This is a genomic window from Xanthomonas sp. A1809 (assembly GCF_017746015.1).
Classification (GTDB): Bacteria; Pseudomonadota; Gammaproteobacteria; order Xanthomonadales; family Xanthomonadaceae; genus Xanthomonas; species Xanthomonas euvesicatoria.
This window is the reverse complement of record NZ_JAGHWZ010000005.1, coordinates 101,181-126,933: the sequence shown is the minus strand read 5'-3', so window position 1 is coordinate 126,933 and position 25,753 is coordinate 101,181. Positions and strand designations below refer to the sequence as shown.

Sequence of the window (25,753 nt, the reverse complement as noted above, 5' to 3'; positions counted from 1 at the left end):
GCAGGCGCGATTGCACATGGCGGTGGCGACGCCAGGCGGGCAGGTCGAGCGGCGATGCGGCAACCGCATCACGCGCCAGCTCGCCCGCCATCGCCGCAGCGCCGCCCGCGCATCAGCGCTTGACCGCAGCCTCGAAGGTGGCCGGCCTGGGCAATTCCACCGGCACGCCGGCGGCATCGCAGGTGCCTGCCTTGCACAGGCGCTCGCGCAAGCGCGGGGTGGCCTGGACGATGACGTGGTAGATCACGTTCTCTTCCAGCGTGCCGCGGAATGCCGCGCTGCCGGGGCCGGTGGCCCAGATGCCGACATCTTCGCCGCCGTGGCTTTCGGATTTGGTCGGCACCAGCGCTTCCTGCATGTAGCTGGGGGCCTCGGTGTCGACGTGGGTCAGGTCCGGGCGGCCGGCAGCCGGCTCGCTGCTGCTGGGTTCGTGCGGATATTTCTTGGGGCCGGCCGGCTGCGCATTGCTGGCACCGGTGTAGCCGGGACCGTTGGCGTAGCTGAGCGTGGTGTATGGCTGGCCGGCCAGGTCGGTGGCCAGCTGGCTGCGGTCGCCTTCTTCGCCGCCGGTGCCGCGCACCTTGCCCAGGATCGGGTTGCCGCGCACCGGGTAGCCAACAAAGTTGAGCGTGTGCGAATGGTCGGCAGTCACGATGATCAGCGTGTCCGCTGGCGCAGTCTGCACGGCAGCGCGTACGGCATCGGACAGCGACACGGTTTCGTCGAGTGCGCGGTAGGCATTGCCGGCGTGGTTGGCGTGATCGATACGGCCGCCTTCGACCATCAGGACGAAGCCATTCGGGTCGCGCGACAGCGACTGGATCGCGGTGCGGGTCATTTCGGTCAGGCTGGGCTCGCCCTGCGGGGTGCGGTTGCGGTCGTGGTCGAACTGCATGTGGTCCGGCTCGAACAAGCCCAGCAGCGCCGGTGCACCGGACGCTGCCTGCAACTGCTGCTCGTTCCAGACATAAGCGCCCTGCGGGTGCGCCTGTTTCCATTCGGACACCAGATCGCGGCCGTCCAGGCGCAGGCCCACCTTGTCGTCGTATTCCGGGTCGCGCTCCTGCACGCTCTGGAACTGGCTGCGTCCTCCGCCCAGTACCACTTGCGGGCCTCGGCCGTAGCGGGCGGTGGAGAGCAATTGCTGGGCGATGTCCTGGCAGCCGGCAGCACGGGCCGATTCGGGAAGGTCGGTGTCGTTTTCCCAATTGCGGTCCGGCGAATGCGCATAGGTTGCCGCCGGCGTGGCGTGGGTCAGGCGCGTGGTGGTGACGATGCCGGTGGCCATGCCGGCGCTGTCGGCCAGCTGCAGCCAGCTCAGCAGGCCCTTGTTCAAGCTGTCGGCACAGTCGCTGCGGTTGCCGCTGCTGACCCCGATCGCGCCCATGTGCGACTTCACGCCGGTGGTGATCGCGGTCATGGTGCCGGCCGAATCCGGCGTCTGCGAGTCGGTGTTGTAGGTCTTGCTGAAAGCGGTGGCGGGGAATTGTTCCCACGACAACAGGTTTTCTTCGCCCGGCCCGCCCTTGCGCTGGCCGTCCAGGATGCGGGCGGCGGCGACCGTGGTCAGGCTCATGCCATCGCCCAGGAACAGGATCACGTTGCGCGCCTTGCCGGCCATGGCGCCGTTGCCGGCGGCACGGGCGGCGCCCGAGCGGTACCACCACTGCGGGGTTTCGCCCGCCGGGTGCGCCACCGGCGGTACCTCCACGCGGACCGACGCGGGTGCGGAGGTGCTGCTGCCGGTCGTGGAGGCGCAGGCGGCGACGCACAGCGTGGTCAGGGCGGCGAGGGTAGGCAGGCGGTAACGCATCGGCATCGAACTCGTGGCTGAATCAATCCCCATTATGCCGCGCTGGGTGGTGTCACACCGATGACACAGCGCTGTTCCAGCGGTGGTCTCGCGGGCAGGGCAGCCCTGGGCTATGGTGCATGCACTTTCCCCCCGGAAGATTCGACGACATGAAACTGGTTGCGGCCTGGTTGCGCATTCCGTTCTGGCAGCGCGTGGTGGCCGGCTTCGTCCTCGGCGCGCTGGTCGGCTGGGCCATGGGTCCGGCGGCCGATGTGTGGTTCGGTCCGCTGGGTGACCTGTACGTCACGCTGATCAAGATGATCGCCATCCCGCTGGTGTTCTTCGCGGTGATCAATGCGATCTCGTCCTTGCACGGGCAAAAGTCGGTTGCCGCACTCGGTGGACGCACGTTTTTATGGTTTGTCATCACCGCAGCATTGGCGGTGGGCGTGGGCCTGGCGGTCGGCACGATCATGCAGCCGGGCGCCGGCCATTTCAGTCTGAGCGTGGATTCGGCCTGGAAGCCGCGCGATGTGCCAAGCCCGGTCCAGGTGCTGCTGGATGTGGTGCCGTCCAATCCGTTCTACGCACTGACCGGCATCGGCACCAAGACCAACGCGGCCGGCGAAACGGTGCTGGCGGCGGGGCGTGGCTCGATCCTGCCGGTGATCTTCTTCGCCGCGTTGCTGGGCTTTGCAATGGTCAAGCTCGGCGAGCGGGTGGCCGAGGCGCGCAAGCTCACCGGGCAGATGAGCGACATCATGATTCAGGTGACGCGCTTCGTGCTGGAAATGACTCCGCTCGGCACCTTTGGCCTGATCGCTGGCCTGGTCGGCAGCTACGGCTTTTCGAAACTGCTGCCGTTCGGCAATTTCGTCCTGGCGCTGTATGTGGCCTGCGCGATCCACATTGTGGTGGTCTACAGCAGCCTGTTGCTCGCACATGGGCTGAACCCGTGGAAGTTTTTCCGCGGTGCCGCGCCTGGCATGCAGGTGGCGTTCGTCAGTTCGTCGAGCTTTGCGGCAATGCCGGTGGCAATGCGTTCGATCACGCATAACCTGGGGGTCAGCAAGGATTACGCCGCATTCGCGGTACCGCTGGGCGCCAGCATCAAGATGGATGGCTGCGGCGCGATCTTTCCGGCGTTATGCGCGGTGTTCATCGCGCAATACACCGGCGTGCCGCTGACCGCCAACCAGTATTTCGTGGTGCTGATCGCCTCGGTGCTCGGCAGCTTCGGCACGGCCGGCGTACCGGGCACGGCCGTCATCATGGCGACGGTGGTGCTGAGTGCGGCCAATCTGCCGCTGGAAGTGATTGGCTACCTGTATGCGATCGACCGCATCCTGGACATGATGCGCACCATGACCAATGTCACCGGGCAGATGCTGGTGCCGGTGCTGGTGGCCAAGGAGACCGGACTGCTCGACAAGCGCATCTACGACTCCGCCTCCACCAATGTGGGGCTGGAAGAACCGCCGGCCGACAGCGCCAGACCACTGCGCTGAGGCGGCTTGATGCGTGCCGGATCTCCACTCCTGCGCGAACGGCTGCAGCAGCTGCCCGAGCTGCAGCGCATGGATGGCGTGTTCGTGCAGCGCGGCTTGGCCGACGACCCCTTCGAGACGCGCTATCTGGAGATCCGGCGCAAGGAAGGCCGGCTGTACACCGATGCGCAGGTGCGCAGCCTGCCGCGTCCGGGCGGAAAACTGGCGGCAACGCTGGAATGGCGCGTGCGCGCGCTGTCGAGCAGTTTGCTGGTGCAGCACCTGGACACGCATGCCGGCGAGGGCGCCATCCTCGAACTCGGTTGCGGCAATGGCTGGCTATCGCACTTGCTGGCGAAGTCGCTGCAACGCGAGGTCTGCGGCATCGACGTCAATCGCACCGAGCTCACCCAGGCCGCACGCGTATTCGGCCATGCTGCGCGCCTGAGTTTCATCGCTGGCGACATCCAGACCGTGGCACTACCGCGCGACGTATTCGACATCATCGTGCTACCCGCCTGCGTGCAATATTTTGCTGATCCTGGCGCGTTGATCGAGCGTTTGCTCGCGCATCTGCGCGAGGATGGCGAGCTGCATATTCTCGATAGCCCGCTCTACGCCACGCCGCAACGCGGCCAGGAGAGTGCCGCACGCAGCCTGCGCTACTTCACCGAGCTGGGCGTCCCGGAGCTGGCCGCGCATTACCACCAGCATACCTACGCGACGTTCGAGCGCTTTGCGGTGCAGTGGTTGTTCGACCCGCGTTGTTGGAGTGCCTGTGCGCGAAAGGCGCTCAGCGTGTCGCAGCCACATTTCCCATGGCTGTGTCTGCGCAAGCGGGACAACCCTGGGGTGCTTGGCGGTTGAGTGTGCTTGTGGGTGTTGTCTGATGACGCCGGGCAGTGTGCGTCGGGCGATCTGGCGATGACGCTGCTCACGCTCGCATGTGAATTTCAAGGCATCCGGCACTCGCTGATGGACAGCAATGGCAACGAGGGGTGTGCCGGCCGATGTTCGTAGGCGCTCACGTCGACCGGTATGGCCATCGCGTCGCGGGTACGACGAGCTTCAACCACATGGCACACTTCCAGCTCATCCATTGACGAGGGCGGGCGGTGATTGGCCAACAGCGTGATCTGACATTTCGTTTTCTGGCCGAGCCCAGCGACGTCAACTTCGGCGGCAAGGTGCATGGCGGCGTGGTGATGAAGTGGATCGACCAGGTTGGTTTTGCCGCCGCCAGCGGTTGGAGCGGGCATTACTGCGTCACCGTGGCGGTGGGCGGCATCCGGTTCGTGGCGCCGGTGCGCATCGGCGATCTGGTGGCGGTGTCGGCCAAGCTGGTCTACACCGGCCGCAGCAGCATGCATTTGGCCATCGACGTACGCGCGCGCAGTCCGATGGGAGGCGACTCGCGCCTGTGCACGCATTGCATCATCGTGTTCGTGGCGATGGACCCGGACGGGGTCACCCCGGTCGAAGTGCCGTCCTGGCGGCCCGACACCCCGGAAGATCAACGCCTGGCCGAATATGCGCTCAAGGTGATGGAGTTGAGCAAGGGCATCGAGGACACCATGGCGCGGTACAAGGCCGACACGTCGCAGTAAGCCGCGTACGGGGTAGGTCGTCTGGCCCGATGACAGCGTATGCGGCGCGGGCAGCGTGACTCCTGGTGCGCCTGGCACGCGGGCCGGTAGGCGCCAAGAGGCTGCGCAGTCGCACACGGACGTCGCGGCCGGGTTCCGCACAACAAAAAGGCCGCGAGATCGTCGCGGCCTTGCTTGACTGAGTCCGGGCAACCGAGCGTTACAGCACGCGACGCGCCTGGATGAACTTCTCGCTCCAGTAGCCGCTCGCCAGCGAATCCACGCGCACGTCCTTGCCGCGGCTGGGCGCGTGCAGGAACTTGCCGTCGCCGACCACCAGGCCGACATGGTCGATACGACCGCGCTTGCCGAAGAACACCAGGTCGCCAGCCTTCAGCGCGCTCGGGTCCTTGATCAGTTCGGCCGATTCGTCGCGGGCGATGTCGCGCGAGACGCGCGGCAGGTCGATGCCGAGCGCAGTCTTGAACACATAGCCGACCAGGCCGCTGCAATCGAACCCTTCGGTGGACTCGCCGCCCCAGACATACGGAGTGCCGAGCAGGGCCATGGCGCGCTGCAGGATCACCTGCACGCGGCTGTCGGCCACGGCGTTCTGGGCCGCATTGGCTGCGCTCTGCGACACGTCGTAGTTGGCAAGCAGGCGGCTGAGATCGCCGGCGAACATTGCCGAGCGGTCCATCAGCGGAATGGCATCGTTGGCAGCCAGATGCGGAAGCAGGGCGGCCAGTGTTGCAGTGGCAGCGGCGTCAGCGCGGCTGCGGGTTGCGGCTTTCTCGGCGGCGACGGCGCTGTCAGGCGTGGTCGTCTGCGGAGCGGATGGCGTGCTGCTGGCGGTCTGCGCGAATGCGGGAAGTGCTGCAATCAAGAGAGCGGTGGCGCATAGCAGGCGGAGCGGTTTCCTGGGCGGAAGCGGTGCGGCGCCAGTTTTGATCTGTTCGTCGTTCGTCACGCGGGAATCACAGTTCTGCTGTCGATGCGAGATGATGCCCTGGTGAAAGAATCGTTACGTTCAAAAAAAGTTAACTTTCCGTTTTATGACTTGTGATCTACGTCACATTTCAGTGTAAAACCCGCTTCGAACCTGAATAATGGTCACGCCAGTAAGCTCCATCAAGGAAATCCAGGCGGACCGTACCGCCCGTGGTAGGGGCATGCACGAAGCGGCCTTCACCGACATAAATGCCGACGTGGGTCACGTTGCCGCCGGAGCCAAAAAACACCAGATCGCCGGTGGCAAGTCGCTCGGGCGGGATGCGCGGGCCCTGAATTGCGGCCAGTTCGCGGGAGGTGCGCGGTAGCGCCAGGGCCAATACATCCCGGTAAACATAGGTGACCAGCCCGCTGCAGTCGAACCCGGTCTCTGGCGTGTTGCCGCCGAACCGGTACGGGGTGCCCACCAACCCCAGCGCGCGCATCAGGATGTTGTTGGCGGCGGCCGGGTCGGCTGGCGTTACCTGCGGCCACACGCGCGTTGTCGGCGGTGGCGCGGCCGGGCGCTGAACCGGCGTGTGCGACGAACAGCCCCCCAGGAGCAGCAGGCCCAGCAACAGGCTGGCCGCGGCGCAACGGGCGCGGGCGGCGAAAACTGGCGTGATATGCATGGAGCCGGGATAATGGGCGGTTCGAAAGGTCGCCATGATGGCGGCGCACCCGGCGGCCGACAAGCCGTCCTCAACCGTCTGCCACCGGGCAGCCCATTCAGAGCCAGGCATGAAGATCGAAAAAGACAGCGTCGTCCGCTTCCATTACACCGTTTCGGAGATCGGCCAGGAGCCGATCGAGAGCTCCAAGGAGCGTGACCCGTTGGCGATCATGATCGGCCACGGCAACATCATCCCGGGCCTGGAAGCGGCCATGATGGGGAAGGAGGCCGGCGAGAGCTTCGGCGTGGACGTCAAGGCCGCCGACGCCTACGGCGAATACCGCGAAGGCCTGAGCCAGCGCGTGCCCAAGAAGCATTTCGGCGCCACCAAGCTGGTGCCCGGCACCCAGGTCGTGCTGCAGACCAACTTCGGCCCGCGCGCAGTGACGGTGCAGAAAGTCGGCATGAGCGTGGTCGATGTGGACCTCAATCACCCCATGGCCGGCAAGGATCTGCATTTCGACGTGGAGATCGTCGAAGTGCGTGAAGCCACCGCAGAAGAACGCGACCACGGCCATGTGCACGGCGACGGCGGTCATCACCACTAAGGGTGGGGCACGCGCTCGTATGGCGGTTGGACGGGTGCGACGCCTGCGCGCCACTGACGTGGGCCGGTCATCCGGCGCTGCGCTGGCGCATGCAGTCCACGCGCATGTCGGCCCATCCGTGCGGTTTGCCGCGGCGCGTGCATGATTGCTGTTCCTGACGGCCCGCCCCATCGGCGGGCCGTTTGCATTCTGCGGCGCGCGCCGCCGTATCTGGTTGCCTGAGCCGTGATGACATCCCGCGACGTGCTGCTTCCCATTGCTGCGACCGAGCGCATCGTCGTGCTGGATGTCCTGCGCGGCGTGGCGCTGCTGGGCATTCTGCTGATGAACATCGAAGCCTTTGTCGGGCCGCTCGATCTGGCCATGACCGGAGTGGAGCCGCATTGGCATGGCGCCGACCGGGTTGCCGATGCGCTGGTTTACGTGTTCGTGCAAGGCAAGTTCTACACGCTGTTTTCGCTGTTGTTCGGCATGGGCTTTGCGGTGATGGCGCAGCGCGCCGCACAGGCCGGGCGCGCGTTCTTCGGCCTGTATCTGCGCCGCACCCTCGGGCTGTTGGTGATCGGGCTTGCCCACGCGCTGCTGGTGTGGTCCGGCGATGTCCTGGTGACCTATGCCCTGCTGGCGTTGCTGCTGCTCAGTGCGCGCAACGTGCCGACCGTGACGCTGCCGTGGTTCGCTGCGTTGGTGTACCTGTGCGCACCCGGGCTGACCCTGCTGTATGGGGTGGCAGGCGAGTTGGCGCAGGCCGATCCTGCCGCGACGGTGCAGTGGAAAGCGGCGATGGCCGACGCCGCGCAGCAGGCGCTGGCGAATGTGCAGGCGCAGCGCGCCGCATTCGCCAGCGGCACCTACCTGCAGGCGACGGTGCAGCGCTGGCATGACTTTCAGCAGGCGATGACCGGGCTCAGCATCAATGGCCCGGCCATGCTCGGCATGTTCCTGTTCGGTAGCTGGTTCGTGCGCAGCGGTGCGATCGCCGCGCCCGAGCGCTTCCCCCGTTTGTTTGCGACGCTGCGCCATGGCGTGTTGCCGCTCGGGCTGGGCGTGATGCTGGCAAGTTATGCATTGGAGCCGTGGATCGATCCGGCGCGGCTGGACCTGCGCCTGTCCGGCGCCTTCGCGCTGTCGCTGATTGCAGGGCCGTTGATGTGCCTGGGCTACGCCGCATGGGTGGTGCGCCTGGCACCGCGTCTGGCATGGCTTGCGCCGGCGGGGCGAATGGCATTGAGCAATTATCTGCTGCAATCGCTGGTCTGCACCGGCATCTTCTACGGCTACGGGCTGGGCTATTTCGAACAGCTGCCGCGGGTGTGGCAACTGCCGTTCGCGCTGGCACTGTTCGCGCTGCAGGTGCAGCTGAGCCGGTGCTGGCTGCACTGGTTCCGCTTCGGGCCGATGGAATGGCTATGGCGCAGCGCGACCTATCTGCAGATGCCGCCGATGTGGCGTGGCGCTGGGCGCGCCGGGTAGCGCCTGCATGCACGGCAGCCGCGATGATGTGGTGGTGATCGGTGCGGGCGCGATTGGCCTGGCCACCGCGCTGGCACTGGTCGAAGCGGGCCGGCAGGTGCGCGTGCTCGATGCCGGTGCGCCCGGTGCGGCGACCTCCTACGGCAATTGCGGCACCATCACGCCAAGCCATGCACCGCCGCTGGCGGCGCCCGGCATGATTGCGCAGGCACTGAAATGGATGTTCACCCCGGACGCGCCGCTGTATATCCCGCCACGTCTGGATCCGGGGTTGTGGCGCTGGCTGCTGCGTTTTGCGCGGCGCTGCAATTCACGCGATTGGCAGGCCAGTGCACAGGCGCGCGCGGCGTTGTTGCACGACGCGCGGCAGCGCTTCGACGCGTGGGTGGCGCGGTACGGGTTGGAGTGCGAGTTTCGTAACGACGGGCTGGATTACGTGTTCGGCGATGCGCGCCGCTTTGCGCAATACCGCGACGAATGCGCGCTGCTGGCGCAGTGGGGGATCCGGGCAGAGGTCATCGATGGTGCGGACTACGTACGCCAGGATCCCGCATTTCGCGATGGGATCGCCGGTGCGATCCACTTCCCGGGCGATGCCCATCTGCGCCCGGAGCAGTACACCGCGGAGCTTGCGAGGGTGCTGCGCGCACGTGGCGTGGTGATCGATGCGCACTGCCGCGTGCAGGCAATCGTGCCCGATGGAGCTGGCAGCTGCGTGCAGACCGAGCACGGCAAGCGCCCTGCGCGCGAAGTGGTGATCGCAACCGGGCCATGGTCGCCGGTGCTGGCGGCGCAACTCGGTTTGCGCCTGCCGGTGCAGGCCGGCAAGGGCTATTCGATTACCTACAGCGCGCCGCATCTGATGCCGCGCCGCCCGGTGGTGTTGAAGGACCGCTGGGTGTTCGTGGTGCCGTGGCGCGACCGCCTGCGCATCGGCAGCACGATGGAGTTTTCCGGGCGCGATACGCAGCTCAATGCCACACGCCTGGCTGCGTTGGAGCGTGCAGCGGCCGAATATCTGCAGGCGCCATGCGGGCCTGCGGTGATCGATCGCTGGTACGGATGGCGGCCGATGACCTGGGACGACGTGCCGGTCCTGGGCGCGGTGCCGGGCCATCCTCACGTCTGGCTCGCAGCCGGGCATGGCATGCTCGGCATCAGCATGAGCACTGCAAGCGGACAATTGATGGCCGACCTGATCACGGGCCGCGCACCCGCGCTGGACCCGCATCCTTACCGGGCGGAGCGTTTCGCATGAGTGCGCGTTACGACTACGACGTGGTGATTCTGGGGGGCGGCTCCGGCGGCCTCGCGGCTGGATTTCGCGCAGCAAAACATGGCGCGCGCGTGGCGATCATGGAGCCCGACGAACTGGGCGGCACCTGCGTCAATCTCGGTTGCGTGCCGAAGAAGGCGATGTGGCTGGCAGCCGATCTGGCCGGCAAGATCGAGTTGGCCAGCGCGCTGGGATTCGATGTGCCGCGCCCGACGCTGGCCTGGCAGGAGCTGGTCACGCATCGGCAGGGGTACATCTCCAACATCCACGCCAGCTATCGACGCCGCCTCAACGAAGATGGCGTGGTCCTGATCCCGCAACGCGGCGTATTGCAGGACCGCCATACCGTCATGGGCAGCGACGGCGTACCGGTGACCGCCGAGCACATCGTGATCGCCACCGGCGCACACCCGCTACGCCCGGACGTGGAGGGCGCAGAACATGGCGAAGTCTCCGACGATTTCTTCAATCTCTGCCATGCGCCCGAGCGGGTCGCGATTGTCGGCGGTGGCTATATCGCGGTGGAAATCGCCGGGCTGCTGCAGGCCCTGGGAAGCCGCGTGCATCTGTTCGTGCAGGGCGAGCGCTTGCTGGAGCGCTTCGATGCGGAGCTGACCTTGCAGTTGGCCGACAACCTGCGCCATCTGGGCGTGCGGCTGCACTTCGGTTTCACCACCACCGCATTGGAGCGCGATCTGCACGGTGCGTTGCGCGTGCATGGTCATTGCGTGCATCCGCGTGAGCAGGGCAACGACGTCTTCGACAAGGTGTTTTTTGCGGTGGGTCGCCGCGCCAATACCGCCGGGCTGGGTCTGGACACAGTGGGCGTTGCGCTTGGTGACAAGGGCGAAGTGGTGGTGGACGACGGGCAGACCACCAACGTGCCGAATATTCACGCCATCGGCGATGTGGGCGGCAAGGTCGGACTGACGCCGGTGGCGATTGCGGCAGGGCGCAAGCTGATGGATCGCCTGTTCGGTCACCAACCGGATGCGCGCATGGACTACGAAAACGTGCCCAGCGTGGTGTTTTCGCACCCGCCGCTTGGCAATGTCGGGCTCACCGAAGAACAGGCGCGTGCACGGTACAACGGTGCGGTGCGCGTGTACCGCAGCAATTTCCGCCCGATGCTGCACGCGCTGGCCGACGCGCCGCAGCGCAGTCTGTTCAAGCTGGTGTGCGTGGGCGAGGAGGAACGTGTGGTCGGTGTCCATCTGCTGGGTGAGAGCGCCGACGAAATGCTGCAAGGCTTTGCGGTGGCGGTGAAGATGGGCGCGACCAAGCGGGACTTCGAGGAGACCGTGGCGATTCATCCCACTTCGTCTGAAGAGATTGTGTTGATGCATTGAGGGGGGCGCTGTCGCCATCGACGGTGGGTTGCCGCGTGGCGGCGCATGAGGCGATGCCTTGATCAATGCCAGGCTGGGATAGCCAGTGGCAGCCGTAGCCTCATCCGGCGCTGCGCGCCACCTGGTCCCCCAGTGTCTCGATGGAAGAATGGACCGAGCTTCTGTCCCTGTGGGAGAGGGTTGGGGTGAGGGTCTGGTACAAGCGACGCATCGATCCAACGCGACCTGATGTTCAAGCTTGGTTGTACCTTTATCCACGAACAAACGACGACTGATTGCGTGTCCTCGGCGGTTTGCTTTGCTGCGCCCGCACCTCAAGCCCTCTCCCGGGAGGAGAGGGCTTGCAACTTTCCCCTCGCGTGCAGGGCGATCCGCACACGCACGCTCATCAGCTGGCATGCTTGTGCGATGCCCACATCTCGCCATCCAACACCGCGCGGCAGCGCCAGCCCGCCTGCGCGCGCAGGCTCCAAGGGCGCGTCACGGTCCGGCGAGCAGGCGCGGCTGCGGATTCTTCAGGCGATCGGCGCAATTCCCGTGGGCGAGGTCGCCGGTTATGGGGAAGTTGCCCGGCGCGCGGGCCTGCCGGGCCGTGCGCGACTGGTGGCACGCGTGCTCAGCGGCAACGACGACCCGCAGCTGCCCTGGCACCGCGTATTGCGCAGCGACGGCCGGATTGCCTTGCCCGAAGGCTCGGCAGGCTACCGCGAGCAATGCCAGCGCCTGCGCGACGAGGGCGTCCAGGTGGAACGTGGCCGTGTGCGCCGGGCCAGCGCCGCGCAGCGGCTGGATGCGGCCGTGTGGGGACCTTCATAAGCCTGCCGTTATCATCGGCAGCATTCCGAAGGAAGCCGCCATGCCTCAATTGCCGCCCGTCACCAAAGCATTACTGATCGCCAACATCGGCTTGTTCCTGCTGCAATGGGCGGTGGGCGACCTGGGCGCTGGCGTGTTGCCATCGGACAGCGTGTTGTCGTGGCTGATGTTGTGGCCGCTGTCCAACGGCTTCGATGCGTTTTCGCCGGGTGCCAGCTTCATGCCCTGGCAGCTGCTGACCTACGCATTCCTGCATGGCGGCTTCAACCATCTATTTTTCAACATGCTGGCGCTCTTCATGTTCGGCGCGCCGTTGGAACAGACCTGGGGCCAGAAGCGCTTTCTCACCTACTACCTCGTGTGCGTCGCCGGCGCCGGCCTGTGCCAGTTGCTGATGGCCTGGTTCACGCAAAGCGGTGCGCCGGTCGTCGGCGCATCGGGCGGCGTGTTCGGTTTGCTGCTGGCTTACGGAATGCTGTTCCCCAATCAGCGCGTGATGCTGCTGTTCCCGCCGATTCCAATGAAGGCGCGGACCTTCGTGATCGTGTTCGGCGCGATCGAGTTACTGCTCGGGGCGACCGGTTGGCAGCCTGGCGTGGCCCACTTCGCGCATCTGGGCGGCATGCTGTTCGGCTGGCTGATGATCCGCTACTGGCGCGGCCAGTCGCCATTCGGCGGCAGCGGCGGAAGGAAGGGCGGCGGGAAGCGCAAGCCGCCGTTGCGCGTGGTGCGTTGAGATCCACGCTGCTCCGTAGGAGCGACCCTGGCCGCGATGGGGTTTTACCGGCAAGGCTTCATCTCGGCCGGGCCGCCCCTACGAAGAGCGCGTTGAGGTAAGCAACGGATGGGCGAAATGCCAGGCACAAAAAAAGAGCGCGGAGTCCGCGCTCTTTTTTATTGCCTGCCACTGCGTGCTGATTGCCAGCGACTTGCTGGCGCCTGACTCAGCGCCAGATCTTCAACTGCTCGGCATCCACGCGCTGCATCGGCTGGCCGGCCTTGCAGCTGAACGCTGCACCGAACTCGGGCAGGTTCGAGAGCGGGCCATTGGTGCGCCACTGGCCCGGTGCGCGGATGTCGGCGCTTGCGCGCTGCACCGCCTCGTTGGGCGACAACTGCTGTGCCCACAGCCCGGCCCAGGCGGTGAAGAAGGCCTGCTTGTCGGCCTCGGTGGCTGCCGGCTGCGCCTTGCTGAACGCCTGCCAGGCCAATTCGACGCCGGCCAGATCGGCCAGGTTCTCTTCGGCGGTCTGCGCACCATTGACCTTGGCGTTGGGCACGCCCGGGTACGGGTAGGCGGAGAACTGCGCGGCGACCTTGTTGGTCAGCATGGTCCAGCTCGCCTTTTCGGCCGGCGTCCACCAGCTGCGCAATTCGCCCTTGGCATCGACCAGCGAGCCCTTGGCATCGATCGCACGGGTGATCTCGTGTGCGACCAGCGCACCGTAGGCACCGTACTGCGCGGCCTGGGTGCCGCCGGTGGTCAACACCGGCGCCTGCAACACGGCGGCAGTGACGATCAGGCGGTTCTGCGCAATGTCGTAGGCCACCGCCGGCTGTTGCGGCAGCACGTCCCAGCGACGGTCGGCGTTGCCCTTGCCGATGCGCTTCATCTCTTCGCGGTGGCGCCAGGTCGAGGCGATCAGCATATTGCCGCCGAAACTGCCGCGCCCCATCGGCTGCACGGTGTAATCCAGGTCGCGTCGCGGCGCGCCGACTTCGATCTTCATCGCGGCCAGCTTGGCCTTGGCTTCGGCCACCACCTCGCCTTTGCCCCAACCGGTGCGCTCCAGTGCGGCCAGCTGTGCATCGCGCACCTGGTCTGCGATGGCTTCGGCCTGGCGACGGGTGTCGCTGCTCAGATAACGCGCCACGTACTCGCGGCCGAGCATCGGGCCGGCGGCCACGTTGATCGCGTCCAGCACCTGCTGCCAACGCTGCGGCGGCACCGCATCGCCACGCAGCAGACGGCCACGGAACTGGTATTCGGCATCGTGGAAGCTCTTGGACAGGTACGGCGCCATCGCATCGCCCACGCGCCAGCGCAGGTAGGCCTTCCATTGGTCCGGCTTGATGCTGACGATCATGCTGTCGAGTTGCTTGAACATGGCCGGGTCGGCCATCGACACCAGGTCGTCCTTGACGCCCTGCGCCTCCAGAAAGTCGGCCAGGCGCAGGTTCTTGTACTGCTTGCCCAGTTCCTTGGTGGCGATCGGTGCGTAGTTGTTGAACGGGTTGTTGATGCCCTGCACCGACTGCGCGCTACGCGCCAGCGCGGTTTCGATCTGCAGCACGGAGGCGGCGTCGGCGTCGAGCTTGTCGGCAGCGGTGCCGGTCAGCGCCAGGATCTGCTTGACGTACGCGCGGTAGCGGCCCATCAGCGCCTGGGTGTCGGCGTCGGTGCGGGTGTAGAAGGCCGGGTCGGGCAGGCCCATGCCGCCCTGCATGAAGTAGCCGATATGGCGATCGAGCGCCTTCAGGTCCACGTCCGGGCCGAAATTGAAGCCGACCGGAATACCGACCTGATGCAACGCGGCGATGGAAGCGGGCACATCCTTGGCCTTCTTGATCGCGTCGATGCGCGAGAGCAGGGGGGCGATCGGATTGGAGCCGTCCTTCTCCACAGCCGCTTCGTCCAGGCCGCTGGCCCAGAAATCGCCGAGCAGCTTCTGCACGTTGCCCTGCGGGGACTTCATCGATGCATCGAGCAACTCGCGCTGCTGCTGCAGGGCGCGCTCGGACAATTGACCCAGCGCGGTGACGGCGCCGGCCTGCGGCACGGGGTTGGCCTTGAGCCAGCTGGCGTTGGCGTAGTCGTAGAAATTGGTGCAGGCCGCCGAGACGGCCGGAGCCTTGGGCGCTGCGGCCTTCTTCTTGCGAGCGGCGTCGGCGTCGGGGGCGGACAGCAGCGAGATCAGGCTGAAGCCAAGAGCGAGGGCAAGCGGACGAATGGTGGGCATCGAGAAGAAGGGTGGCCAGATTGAAGTCGGCGGAGTTTAGCAAGGCTGCGTGCCGCGCAGGCAGGCGCGCGCACCGGTTCGTGTTCGGTGCCGGCCGCTTGCATTAATGCGACAGGCCCGCGCGTGCGAGCCTGTACCGGGTGCCACCGTGTTGGAAGCGCTTGCAGCCGTCGCCTGTGCCGGCTTACCAGATCACCACACGGTCTTTTTCTGGCCGCACCATCGCATCGCCGGCCTTGCAGGAAAATGCCTTGGCGAAGGAGGGCATGTTCGAGGGCGGGGCAATGGCGCGCAGGTTGTCGGGCGCATGGGGGTCGCTTGCCAGGTAGACCAGCTGCTGCTGTTCGCGCGTCTGCCCACGCCAGCTGCGTGCATAGTTCAGGAAGAAGCGTTGATCCGGGCTGTAGCCGTCGATCGCGACGGCGCGTTCCGGATGCGCGCGCAGATCTGCCTGCAACGCATCGTAGGCGACGTTGGTACCGCCCAGGTCGGCGATGTTTTCGCCCAGGCTGAGCCTGCCATTGACGTGCACCGTGGGGTGGTCGGGCAGCGGCACGTAGGCATCGAACTGTTTGACCAGTCGCTCGGCACGTTGCTCGAAGGCCTTGCGATCCTGCGGTGTCCACCAGTCGACATTGTTGCCGGCGCCGTCGAACTGCCGACCCTCATCGTCGAAGCCGTGGGTGGCTTCGTGCCCGATCACCGCGCCGATGCCGCCGTAGTTCAAGGCGTCGTCCGCACTGGCGTCGAAGAACGGCGGCTGCAGAATTCCGGCAGGGAAATTGATGGAATTGGTGCTGGGGTCGTAATACGCATTGACCGTCTGCGGGGTCATCTGCCAGCGCATCCGGTCGGTGGGCTTACCGATCTGGGCGATGTCGTAGTGATAATTGAATTTCGCTGCTGCCTGCAGGTTGCGGTAATACGCGCCAGGCACGATTTCCAGCCCCGACCAGTCGCGCCAGGTGTCGGGATAGCCGATTTTGGGCAGGAATGTTTGCCACTTGGCGATGGCCTTGGCCTTGGTTTCGGGGCTCATCCAGTCGACGTTCTCGATGCGCGCCTTGAGCGCAACACGCACGTTGTCCACCAAGTCGCTGGCACGCTGTTTGGCTTCCGGCGTGAACACCTTGGCGACGTAGAGCTGCCCCAGCCCTTCGCCCATTGCGCCGTTGACCGTGCGTAATACGCGCTTCCAACGCGGCTGCTGTTCGGGTTGCCCGGACAGCGTTTTGCCATAGAACGCGAAGTTGTTGTCGACGAAGGCCTTGCTGAGCTGCTTGGAGGCGTCGTCGATGGTGTGGAAGCGCAGATAGGCCTGCCATTGTGCGATCGGCGCGTTCGCCAGCTGACGATCGAATTCGGCGAAGAACCGCGGCTGCGACAGGGAAAAGCCGGTACCGCTGTCGATGCCTTGCACGGCAAAGAAATTGCTCCATGCAAAGTGCGGCGTGAGTTTGTCGGCCTCGGCCGTGCTGACGAAGTGATACTGGTTCCTGGGGTCACGCGCCTCGGTGCGTGTGAGCGAGGCCGCGGCCAGCCGTGTTTCGAGCGCCAGGACCTCGCTCGCCTGTGCCTTGGCGGCGTCTGCGGTGCTGCCGGTGAGCTCGAAGGATTTGGCGATGTAAGCCAGATATGCCTCGCGAATGGGCGCGTATTCGGGAGAGACGTAGTACTCCTTGGTCGGCAGGCCCAGTCCACCTTCCTGCGCGAACCCGATCTGCCTGTCGGCATGTTTGAAGTCCGCACGTGCGCCGAAATCGAACACCTGCGCATCGCCTTCGGCAAAACGATGCGTGATGTAATCGGCAACCTCCTTGCCTGAGGTCAGCGCGGCGATGGCGTCGAGCTGTGGCTTGATCGGCCGGTCGCCGGCCGCTTCGATGGCCGCTTCATCCATGCCCGAGGCATACAGCATGCCGATCTTGTGGGCGACAGGATTGGTTTGGGTGTCCGCCTGCCTTGCGGCGTCTTCGGCAATCTGGCGTTGGGTGGTCAGGCTGTTCTCCACGAGCACGTCGGAGACCCCCCAACTGGTGCGGTCGGCCGGGATGGGATTGGCTTTTTTCCAACGGCCATTGACGAAATCGTCCAGGTTCTGGCACGCGTTGGTAGCTGCATCCAGTTCGCCGATGTCGAAAGCAGGTTTCGCGTCCGCTGTCGCTGCAGGTGCCGAGGTCGCGGTTTTTTCCGGCCTGCTGCTGGTTTGCGCTTCGCGTTGGCAGCCTGCCAGGGCGACCAGCAGGGCAAGGGCAAGCGTGGAGGTCTTGGTGTGTGACATGGGCGCCAGTGGCTGGGATAAACGCCGAGCATAAGCGGACCCATCACCAGGGGGCGCGTGCGTTGAGTTTTGTTGAGGCTTGCATGCAGGCGCGATTGCAGATCGCACCGCATTGCAGCTGGTGCTTGCGGGTCTTGCGTAGCCTGCGCTTGTGGCCAGCGCAGCGACGGCGTCGCAGCGGGATGCGCGTTCTACCCGTTGGTCGGCATCGGTCTGGCAGCGCGTGCGTGCAGGAAAGATCATCCACTGCAGGAGCATGGCCTGCCTCGGTTATTGGTGCCGGCTGGCGGATTTGGAGAAAGACACTGCGGCAAATACGGGGTGCACAACGAAAACGGGCGGCCATCTTTCGATGGCCGCCCGTGGTTTTACCGCGCTTGCGCAATTACCAGATCACGACCTGCTTGTCGCCCTGACGCACCATCGCATCGCCCGCCTTGCACGAGAACGCGGCGGCGAAGGCCGGCATGTTCGACGGTGCGCCGATGGCGCGGAAGTTCGCCGGTGCATGCGGGTCGGTCTTCAGGCGTACGGCCAGTTCTTCCGGGGTGAAGTTGCGACGCCACACCGTGGCCCAGTTGAGGAAGAAGCGCTGGTCGCGGGTGATGCCGTCGGTCTTGGGGTCGTCCTTGCCGGCAGTGGCGGCCTTCATGGCGTCGTAGGCGGTGTTCAGGCCACCCAGGTCGGCGATGTTTTCGCCCAGGGTCAGGTCGCCCTTGACCTTGTCGCCGGCCGGCGTGCGGTAGCCGTCGAACTGCGCCACCAGCTTGCCGGTGCGTGCCTTGAACGCGTCCAGGTCCTTCTGCGTCCACCAACCCGGATCGGGGATGAAGTTGCCATCGGCGCCGAAGCGGCTGCCCTGGTCGTCGTAACCGTGGGTCATCTCATGGCCGATCACTGCACCGATGCCGCCGTAGTTCATTTCCTCCGGCGCATTCGGGTCGAAGAACGGCGGCTGCAGGATGGCGGCCGGGAACACGATCTCGTTTTGCAGCGGGTTGTAGTAGGCGTTGACCGTCTGCGGGCTCATGCTCCATTCGGTCTTGTCCACCGGCTTGCCGATCTTGGACAGGTTCCACTTGTAGTTGAATTCCTGCGCGGCCATCACGTTGCCCAGGTAGCTGTCGCGGCCGGTGCTCAGGCCGTTCCACTCACGCCACTTTTCCGGGTAGCCGATCTTGGGCGTGAAGCTTTCCCACTTGGCGATGGCCTTGGTCTTGGTCTCCGGGCTCATCCAGTCCAGCTTTTCGATGCGGGCCTTGAGCGCGGTACGCAGATTGGTCACCAGGGTTTCCATCTTGGCCTTGGAATCGGCCGGGAAGGCAACCTTGACGTACAGCTGGCCCAGCGCTTCGCCGGCCTGGCCGTTGATGGTGGCCAGCACGCGCTTCCAACGCGGCTTGATTTCCTTCTGGCCGCGCATGGTCTTGTTGTAGAACGCGAAGTTCTCATCGACGAACGGCTGGCTCAGGAACGGCGAAGCGCCATCGACGGTGTGGAAGCGCAGGTACGCGCGCCAGATCGTCGGGTCGGTGTCGGCGATCATCTTGCTCACTTCCTGATGGAAGGCGGGGATCGCCAGCGAGAACATCTCCGGTGTGGCCACGCCCTGCGACTTGAAGAACTCGGTCCACGACCAGTTCGGGGTCAGCTTGTCGGCCTCGGCGGGGGAGATCGGGTTGTAGGCCAGCGAGGCGTCGCGCGACAGCTCGGTGCTGGTCTTGGACACCTTGGCCAGGCGGGTTTCGAACGCGACCACTTGCTTGGCCTGCGCGGCGGCATCGGCCGCGGCCACGCCCGACAGCTCCAGCACCTTGGCGATGTGCGCCTGGTAGGCCTCCAGCTTGGCCTTGTTGGCGGGGCTGGTGTAGTACTCCGGGTCCGGCAGGCCCAGGCCTCCCTGCATGGCATAGGCGATGTTCTGGCTGGACTTCTTGAAGTCCGCTTCGGCGCCGAAGCCGAAAAGGACGTTGTTGCCCTTGGCCGCGCTGCTGCGCAGGTAGTCCACCAGCTTGGCCTGGTCGCTGATCGCGTCGATGGCGGCCAGTTCCGGCTTCAGCGGCTCGATGCCCTGCGCGTTGATCTTGGCTTCGTCCATGCCGGTCGACCACAGGTCGCCGACGATCTTTTCCACACCGGTGGCCTTGCCGTCGGCTGCGGCCTGTTCCACCAACTGCCGCTGGATCGCATTGGAGCGCTCGTCGAGCATCTCGAACGCGCCCCAGCTGGTGCGGTCGCTCGGCACCGGGTTGGCGGCCAGGAACTTGGCATTGGCGTAGGCGTTCAGATCGGTACAGGCGTTGCTGTTGGGGTCTAGGTCGGCCGCGGTGAACTGGTTCACTGCCGGCAGCTTGCTCTGGTCCAGGGTCAGCGTCTTGGGCGCTGCCGGGGTAGTGGCCGCGGTGTCGCCCGCAGGGGCAGCAGGTGCGGTGTCTTCGGACTTCTTGCAACCGCTCAGGGCGGTTGCCACGGCCAGGGTCAGCGTCAATAAATGAGGTGTACGAATCACAAAGGACTCCGGAAGCATCGATGGGAAGCCCCGTCGCCGGGGCCGTGGCCGGCACTCTACGCCTCGCCAGCCGGATGGCATGGTGTCGAAGGTCATGGGTGCGGGGCGTAGAGGGCCGGGCGAGGCACCAGCTTTTGGGGCGCGGGGGTACCGAACATCCAGTGAGCCGGCCCGCCATGGCCAGTAGGCAACGGCGGTACTGTCGATGTCACACAACCTGCAGCTGTCGGCTGGAGGTGTCGGCGTGGTCACCCCCGAATCACCCAGCGGGGCACTTGCTGGCAACCACTAGCGGCACTGTGCAGCGACCGTTCTTCGCCTACCACCCGCGCGCGCCGCCGTAGTGCTGCATTGTTAGCGGCGGGCAGGCGCTCATACGCTGCCGCTGCCACATGGTGGGCGCGGATGAGCGGTGCTATATACCAGTGCATGCCCGTCGCCTCTGAACCCCTGGATGCACTGATCATCGGCGCCGGCCACAACGGGCTGGTGTGCGCTGCCTATCTGGCCAAGGCTGGCAAACGGGTGCTGGTGTTGGAAGCGCGCAACGTGGTTGGCGGTGCGGCGGTGACCGAGGAGTTTCATCCTGGGTTCCGCAATTCGGTGGCGGCGTACACGGTGTCGTTGCTGCAACCCAAGGTCATCGCCGATCTCGCACTGGAACGCCATGGCCTGCACGTGGTGCCGCGACGTCTCAACAATTTTCTGCCGTTGCCGAACGGTGACTATCTGCTTGCCGGGGCAGGGCGCACGGCGCAGGAAGTTGCCAGGTTTTCAGCGCGGGATGCGGCCGCATTGCCCGCCTACGAAGCGCGGTTGGAGCAGTTGGCCGACGTATTGCGTGCGCTGGCCTTGCAGCCACCGCCTGATGTCACCGATGGCGGCTGGTTGCAGGTATTGCCGCAGCTATGGCGGGCAGGCAAGCTCGGGCTGCAGTTGCAGGGCCTGCCGCTGACATTGCGCCAGGAGCTGTTGGACCTGTTTACGATTTCAGCGGCCGAATATCTGGATCGCTGGTTCGAAAGCGCGCCGATCAAGGCCTTGTTCGGCTTCGATGGCATTGTCGGCAATTACGCCAGTCCCCACACGCCGGGTACCGCATACGTGTTGTTGCACCACGTGTTCGGGCAGAGCAACGGGGTCAAGGGGGCATGGGGCCACGCCATCGGTGGCATGGGCGCGATCACTCAGGCCATGGCCGCCAGCGCGCGCGAACACGGCGTGCAAATCCGTACCGGCTGCGTGGTGGAGCGCGTGTTGGTGGAGCAGGGGCGTGCAGTCGGTGTCGTCACGACCGGCGGTGAGACGATCCACGCCCGCGCGATCGTGGCCAACGTCAACCCGAAACTGCTGTATCAGCGCCTGATGCGGCCAGGCGACGTGCCTGCGACAACGCGCGAACGTATTGCCCATTACCGCTGCGGGTCGGGCACCTTCCGCATGAATGTCGCACTCTCGCGCCTGCCGGACTTCACCGCGTTGCCCGGCGACGGCGATCACCTGACCGCCGGCATCATCATGGCACCGAGCCTGGACTACATGGACCGCGCCTGGCATGACGCGCGCGCGTTGGGATGGTCGCGTGAGCCCGTGGTCGAACTGCTCATTCCCAGCACCCTGGACGACACCCTTGCGCCGCCTGGTCAGCATGTCGCCAGCCTGTTCTGCCAGCACGTGGCACCGCAACTGCCCGATGGCGGGCAGTGGGACGATTATCGCGACGAGGTGGCCGATCTGATGATCGCCACGGTCGAGCGCTACGCGCCCGGATTCGCGGCCTCGGTATTGGGCCGGCAGATCCTCAGCCCGCTCGATCTGGAACGCATCTTCGGCCTGGTTGGCGGCGACATCTTTCACGGCGCCCTCAGCCTCAACCAACTTTTCAGCGCGCGCCCGCTGCTGGGGCAGGGTGCCTATCGCGGCGCGGTGCCGGGGTTGTATCTGTGTGGATCCGGGACCCATCCGGGCGGCGGTGTGACGGGTGCGCCCGGACATAATGCGGCGCGGGTGATTTTGGATGGTTGATTTTTTTGCAGCCATGTATTGAATCGAATTCGCCGCCAGTGAGGATCTGGTTTGAAGTAAGCACTCCTCTGAGAAATTAAATAATTTTACTGAATTGTCTTGTAAAAATGTGATCTTTATTCGAAATCTACATTGGGGAGTGATAATAATGGCATGCGCTCACAGTAATTGCGCAAGTTTCATTCAAAAGGAGATGTCAGACGAAGATTAACTTTGTTGCGTTGTTGATTGTCCTCGCATGTGCTGGCGCAGACGTCCAGGCTGCCCGTAAGAGCTCAATAGATTACGTCTATTTTAGTACCGAGGGCGTTCCCGTCGGTCAGTGGGCGTATTTTTGCAATAATGCCCAACGGGAAGGAGGGGGTGCTTCTGCGCCATATCTTTTGACGATTAAAGGCGGCTGCAGTAGTGAAGTCATTTGTCCACCGGGTGGAGGGTCTTGCAATATTAAAAACGATACATCGGTAATTTATTCGCTGACAAGCAGTGCGCCGTTCACAGAAGAGGAGGCGTGTGATTTGATCCGGCGCTTTCCGTGTGAAACAACTGAGCCTGAACTTCTATGGGATTTTGGATGAACACCTGTTAGGCGTTAGATAAATAAACCTCAGGGCCAGCTGTGGAGTTCTTCTGCTCCAGCCCGCTGCCGGGATGGGGGGGCGTCTAGCGCGTCGCGATTCCCGGCTTGTATCTGTGCAGGTCTGGAACACACACAGGAGGAGGCTTGGTCAGCGTGCGCCTTGACATAATGTTGCGCGGTTTATTTTGGTGATTGATCAACACGCGGGGTGATTGCGATGACTCTTCGGTAATGGATAAAAAAGCCCTGGAAACCAGGGCCTTTTCAAGTGGTTTATGCTCCGGAAGCGCCACCACGGCGATCCTGTTTCTGCGATCAGAAATCGTAGGCTGCAGTCAGACGCACAAATCGCGGTGTGTTGTAGTTGTAGGGTTCGGTACCGATACCATAGGTGTTGCGAACGGTGAAGGGCGCGGTGTTGTAGCGGCTTTCAACACGATTTACCGAGCGGTCGTTCAAGACGTTGAAGACCTGAAGTCCCAGCGCCAACTTATGGTCGGCGAAGGAAGGCCGGTAGGTAATGCCAAGATCCAGATTCTTGATCCAGGGGGTACGTCCAGCGTCGCCCGGAGGTGAAGCCTGGCCACCGCAGTAGTGGTACGCAGAGCCATATCCGATCGGGTTGCCTTCATTCGACCCGAAGTAGCCCAGGCAGGAGATCGGTGTGCCCGACATCACACGTACAGTCGCCGATGCCATCCACTCCGGCGCGATTTGATACGCACCGAATGCCTTGAACTGATGCCTGCGATCATTTGCCAGACTACCGCCTGCGTAATACATCAACTCAGCCGCATCCCAGTCCTGCGTCTTGGAGACATCGGATTGACCGATGTCAGACTTGACCTGACCTTCGGTATTCCCGTAACTATGCGACCAGGTGTAGTCGACACGGCCATACCACTTTTCGTCGAACGGATGTTCCAGAAACAGGTCCACGGCAACGTAATTGCGACGCGCTTTGTCAGTGAAACCCCAATCGGACTGGCTCATGCGCAATTGCGTATAGCCTGAGCCGTCGACGTTGGCAAGATTGTATGTATTGGTCTGGCCAGGGTTGAACATGACACACCCCGGGATGCTCACGCTGCTGACATCTCCACCGGTTGCAGCCAATTTCGCGGACATCTTGCCAGGATCGCAGACATCATCAATCGCACTCTGCAGTTTGCGATAGGTCACCTTGGCGCCCGAGTTCCAGCTCTCGCCGAGAGTTTTCTCGAAGCCAAGAATGATCTCGTCCTGATACTGCGACTTCAGATCACTAGGCGCGAACGCATTGGGATCCGGCGCCTGGCCGTATTCGCCATTGCTCGAGACCGGGCCAGGACCAATCGCTCCAAGACCGGTTGGCTCGCCATTGGCGTCGATACCGGTGTACGTGAAGTATTCGTCGGTATAGGTTGAGGCCGATGCTCCACGAATGGCGACGCTATTGGGTAACGCCAGGTAGTAGCGCCCAAGGTTGGCGAATATCTTCAGTGACGAATCGCCGAACACATCCCAGCTTGCACCAAGGCGCGGTGCCCACTGATCACCGCTGTCGACATAGGCAACGTGGTCGCTGTTGTAGTTGGTGAACTTATCGTTGCGAATGCCCAGTGTCAGCAACCACTTGTCGCTGACCTGCCAACGGTCCTCCAAATAATAGGCTTTCTGCTCGACCGCCATGCTTGTGGTTGTCGTAAAGATCCGACGTTGCGCGTAGTAGCCCTGTCCGCCGGGCGCACCGACGCCAAGTTCGGGGTTAATGCCTTCAGTAGGATTGTCCTGGCGGCCGTAGATCCACTGGTAGCCTGGCCCCGTCGTGCGAACGCCTTCGTTGTAGGCATTGAAGTACATATTGTCCACGCCAGCGGTTAAATCGTGATCGCCGAGGCGATATTCCAACTCCAGACGAAGACTCCGTGACTTGCTGATCGGATCATCAGCCTTGGCTCGATTGGTCGCCTGGCCGTTGCGAATCGGCGTGTTACCCACAATTGCCGGATCTTGCTCGGTGACGCCGTCGAGAAATGGAAGGTCCGAAATATTCGGGTTGAACTGGCGGTTGTGCTGGGTGCTGCGGCCCCAGGTGGCATTCAGGGTCAGATCATCGGTCAGATAACCAGTGTATTTGAAAATGTCGTATTTATCAGTGATCTTGAACGTATCCGGGAAGGTCCCCGTCGCGCCCCCAGTGCTCAGATCGTCGTAATTGAATGCGGTGTAGTAGCCGCCGCGCCGGTCAGTGTTTTGGATGCGCGTATATTCCAAAATATTTGAATCGTTGATGTTCCAGTCCAGCTTTCCATAAAACTTGGGCGAGCTGTACCCGTAGTTGTTCTGTCCCTGAATAGAGTTTGTGCGTGCGTTGGTGGTGACGCCGTCGGTCTTGTCGGTTTCTCCAGCGACAAAAATAAAGAGTTTGTCTTCGATTAGCGGGCCGCCCGCATACGCGCTGTAGACAGTCCGGGTTTGATTGTTGTCTTTGCCACTGCGGTAGAGCGTGCCAGGCTGCGTACGGTTGGTGTAGCCATAACCTGCGGGCAATGTGTTACTCGGGAACCAGACATCGCCAGTCGAGCTCGCCAGGGAATCGGGTTCCCAGACTGCCTGTGCACCAAAATGCCATTCATTGGTGCCGCGCTTGCCAAGCTGATTGATGACACCGCCGGTGGAGCGTCCGTATTTCGCACTATAGCCGCCCGTATAGGTTTCCTGCTGGTCGATAGCGCCGTAAGGCAGGCTGACGCCACCCAGATTGCTCAGTGGATTGCTGACGTTGAAACCATTTATGTAATAAGCATTTTCGGTGACGCCGGAACCGCCGAAAGAGACCACCGAGCGCGAACCGTTATTGAATGCGCCGCTACCAGCCACCGCACCCGGCGCCAGCAACGCAATCGCTTCGGCGCTACGCCCGAGCGGCAAGGTGGCCAGCTGCTCGGAGGTAATGACCGAGCGCGAGCTGGTCGAGCTGACATCGATCTTCGGTGCGTTGGCGGCGGTAACGGTGATCGCACCGAGCGTGGTTGCATCGGCGTTGCTGCCCGATGCGGCCGCGCCGGCGAAGGAGACTTCAGTGCCTGAGCCAACGCGCAACTGCACGTTCTTGCGGGTGTCGACGACCTGGTCGCCGCGCTTCAGGGTGACGGTGTAGGCACCCACCGGCAGCGAGCCGAGGTTGTAGCGGCCATTGGCATCCACCGTAATGGTGCGGCTGAGCCCGGTGTCGCTCTGCACGACGATCGTGCTGCCGGCTTCAGACGGGGCGCTGCCGTAAATGCTGCCCGTGGTGCTTTGCGCGTAGACCGCGCCGTTGGTTAGGCAAGCACCGAGCACGACGGCGAGAGCGGTGCGTTTGAGGACTTGGCGACGAAACTGATTGCTCATTCCTGACCTTTCAACTGGAGTTCGGATAGG

The 25,753-nt window shown here is 64.0% G+C and carries 17 protein-coding genes; 10 read left to right on the top strand and 7 right to left on the bottom strand.

Features of this window, described 5'->3' with window-relative positions:
• Positions 1 to 112: 112 nt before the first annotated feature.
• On the bottom strand, positions 113 to 1,819 hold the full coding sequence (locus tag J7396_RS06945) for an alkaline phosphatase (RefSeq protein WP_071117675.1): 1,707 nt from the start codon (positions 1,817 to 1,819) through the stop codon (positions 113 to 115).
• A 143-nt stretch (positions 1,820 to 1,962) separates the two neighbouring features.
• On the opposite strand from J7396_RS06945, the gene J7396_RS06940 reads away from it, so the two are divergent.
• The 3 genes from J7396_RS06940 to J7396_RS06930 all read left to right on the top strand — a co-directional run bounded on the left by J7396_RS06940 (position 1,963) and on the right by J7396_RS06930 (position 4,889).
• Positions 1,963 to 3,303 carry a dicarboxylate/amino acid:cation symporter gene (locus J7396_RS06940; protein WP_014090560.1) on the top strand — a complete coding sequence of 447 codons (1,341 nt, stop codon included), beginning with the start codon at positions 1,963 to 1,965 and terminating at the stop codon, positions 3,301 to 3,303.
• A gap of 9 nt (positions 3,304 to 3,312) precedes the next feature.
• Positions 3,313 to 4,149, top strand: coding sequence for a class I SAM-dependent methyltransferase (locus tag J7396_RS06935; protein ID WP_209261212.1), 837 nt, complete (start codon positions 3,313 to 3,315; stop codon positions 4,147 to 4,149).
• Positions 4,150 to 4,397: 248 nt separating this feature from the next.
• The gene (locus tag J7396_RS06930; RefSeq protein ID WP_014090559.1) at positions 4,398 to 4,889 is read left to right on the top strand and encodes an acyl-CoA thioesterase; all 492 of its coding nucleotides are present in this window, start codon (positions 4,398 to 4,400) and stop codon (positions 4,887 to 4,889) included.
• A 199-nt stretch (positions 4,890 to 5,088) separates the two neighbouring features.
• Here the strand turns inward: J7396_RS06930 and J7396_RS06925 are convergent, their stop codons facing one another.
• The gene (locus J7396_RS06925; protein WP_017168813.1) at positions 5,089 to 5,838 is read right to left on the bottom strand and encodes a C40 family peptidase; all 750 of its coding nucleotides are present in this window, start codon (positions 5,836 to 5,838) and stop codon (positions 5,089 to 5,091) included.
• Positions 5,839 to 5,947: 109 nt separating this feature from the next.
• Entirely contained in the window at positions 5,948 to 6,490 is a 543-nt protein-coding gene (locus tag J7396_RS06920) for a C40 family peptidase (protein ID WP_011347978.1), read from the bottom strand.
• 109 nt (positions 6,491 to 6,599) lie between these two features.
• On the opposite strand from J7396_RS06920, the gene J7396_RS06915 reads away from it, so the two are divergent.
• From J7396_RS06915 to J7396_RS06890, 6 genes are all read left to right on the top strand, one after another.
• On the top strand, positions 6,600 to 7,079 hold the full coding sequence (locus J7396_RS06915) for a peptidylprolyl isomerase (RefSeq protein ID WP_014090558.1): 480 nt from the start codon (positions 6,600 to 6,602) through the stop codon (positions 7,077 to 7,079).
• A 228-nt stretch (positions 7,080 to 7,307) separates the two neighbouring features.
• Positions 7,308 to 8,552, top strand: coding sequence for a DUF418 domain-containing protein (locus J7396_RS06910; RefSeq protein WP_209261211.1), 1,245 nt, complete (start codon positions 7,308 to 7,310; stop codon positions 8,550 to 8,552).
• A 7-nt stretch (positions 8,553 to 8,559) separates the two neighbouring features.
• Positions 8,560 to 9,810 carry an FAD-dependent oxidoreductase gene (locus tag J7396_RS06905; RefSeq protein WP_209261210.1) on the top strand — a complete coding sequence of 417 codons (1,251 nt, stop codon included), beginning with the start codon at positions 8,560 to 8,562 and terminating at the stop codon, positions 9,808 to 9,810.
• Entirely contained in the window at positions 9,807 to 11,177 is a 1,371-nt protein-coding gene (gene gorA, locus J7396_RS06900) for a glutathione-disulfide reductase (protein ID WP_065628209.1), read from the top strand. The genes J7396_RS06905 and gorA overlap by 4 nt, the downstream gene beginning before the upstream one ends.
• Positions 11,178 to 11,585: 408 nt before the next feature.
• On the top strand, positions 11,586 to 11,993 hold the full coding sequence (locus J7396_RS06895; protein WP_033478907.1) for an MGMT family protein: 408 nt from the start codon (positions 11,586 to 11,588) through the stop codon (positions 11,991 to 11,993).
• A 40-nt stretch (positions 11,994 to 12,033) separates the two neighbouring features.
• A complete protein-coding gene (locus J7396_RS06890; RefSeq protein WP_014090553.1) occupies positions 12,034 to 12,729 on the top strand; it encodes a rhomboid family intramembrane serine protease in 696 nt (231 codons plus the stop codon).
• 208 nt (positions 12,730 to 12,937) lie between these two features.
• Here J7396_RS06890 and J7396_RS06885 read toward each other — a convergent pair whose 3' ends face one another.
• The 3 genes from J7396_RS06885 to J7396_RS06875 form a co-directional block, all read right to left on the bottom strand.
• Positions 12,938 to 14,953, bottom strand: a complete 2,016-nt coding sequence (locus J7396_RS06885; protein ID WP_209261209.1) for a M13 family metallopeptidase — start codon at positions 14,951 to 14,953, stop codon at positions 12,938 to 12,940.
• Between the two features lie 184 nt (positions 14,954 to 15,137).
• Positions 15,138 to 17,234 carry a M13 family metallopeptidase gene (locus J7396_RS06880; protein ID WP_209261208.1) on the bottom strand — a complete coding sequence of 699 codons (2,097 nt, stop codon included), beginning with the start codon at positions 17,232 to 17,234 and terminating at the stop codon, positions 15,138 to 15,140.
• A 385-nt stretch (positions 17,235 to 17,619) separates the two neighbouring features.
• Complete coding sequence (locus tag J7396_RS06875; RefSeq protein ID WP_029819769.1) at positions 17,620 to 19,722, bottom strand: M13-type metalloendopeptidase; 2,103 nt, start codon at positions 19,720 to 19,722, stop codon at positions 17,620 to 17,622.
• A gap of 450 nt (positions 19,723 to 20,172) precedes the next feature.
• Here J7396_RS06875 and J7396_RS06870 point away from each other — a divergent pair, with 450 nt between their 5' ends.
• Complete coding sequence (locus tag J7396_RS06870; protein WP_033478770.1) at positions 20,173 to 21,768, top strand: NAD(P)/FAD-dependent oxidoreductase; 1,596 nt, start codon at positions 20,173 to 20,175, stop codon at positions 21,766 to 21,768.
• A gap of 895 nt (positions 21,769 to 22,663) precedes the next feature.
• On the opposite strand, the gene J7396_RS06865 is transcribed toward J7396_RS06870, so the two are convergent.
• A complete protein-coding gene (locus tag J7396_RS06865; protein ID WP_008577490.1) occupies positions 22,664 to 25,723 on the bottom strand; it encodes a TonB-dependent receptor in 3,060 nt (1,019 codons plus the stop codon).
• Between the last annotated feature and the right edge of the window lie 30 nt (positions 25,724 to 25,753).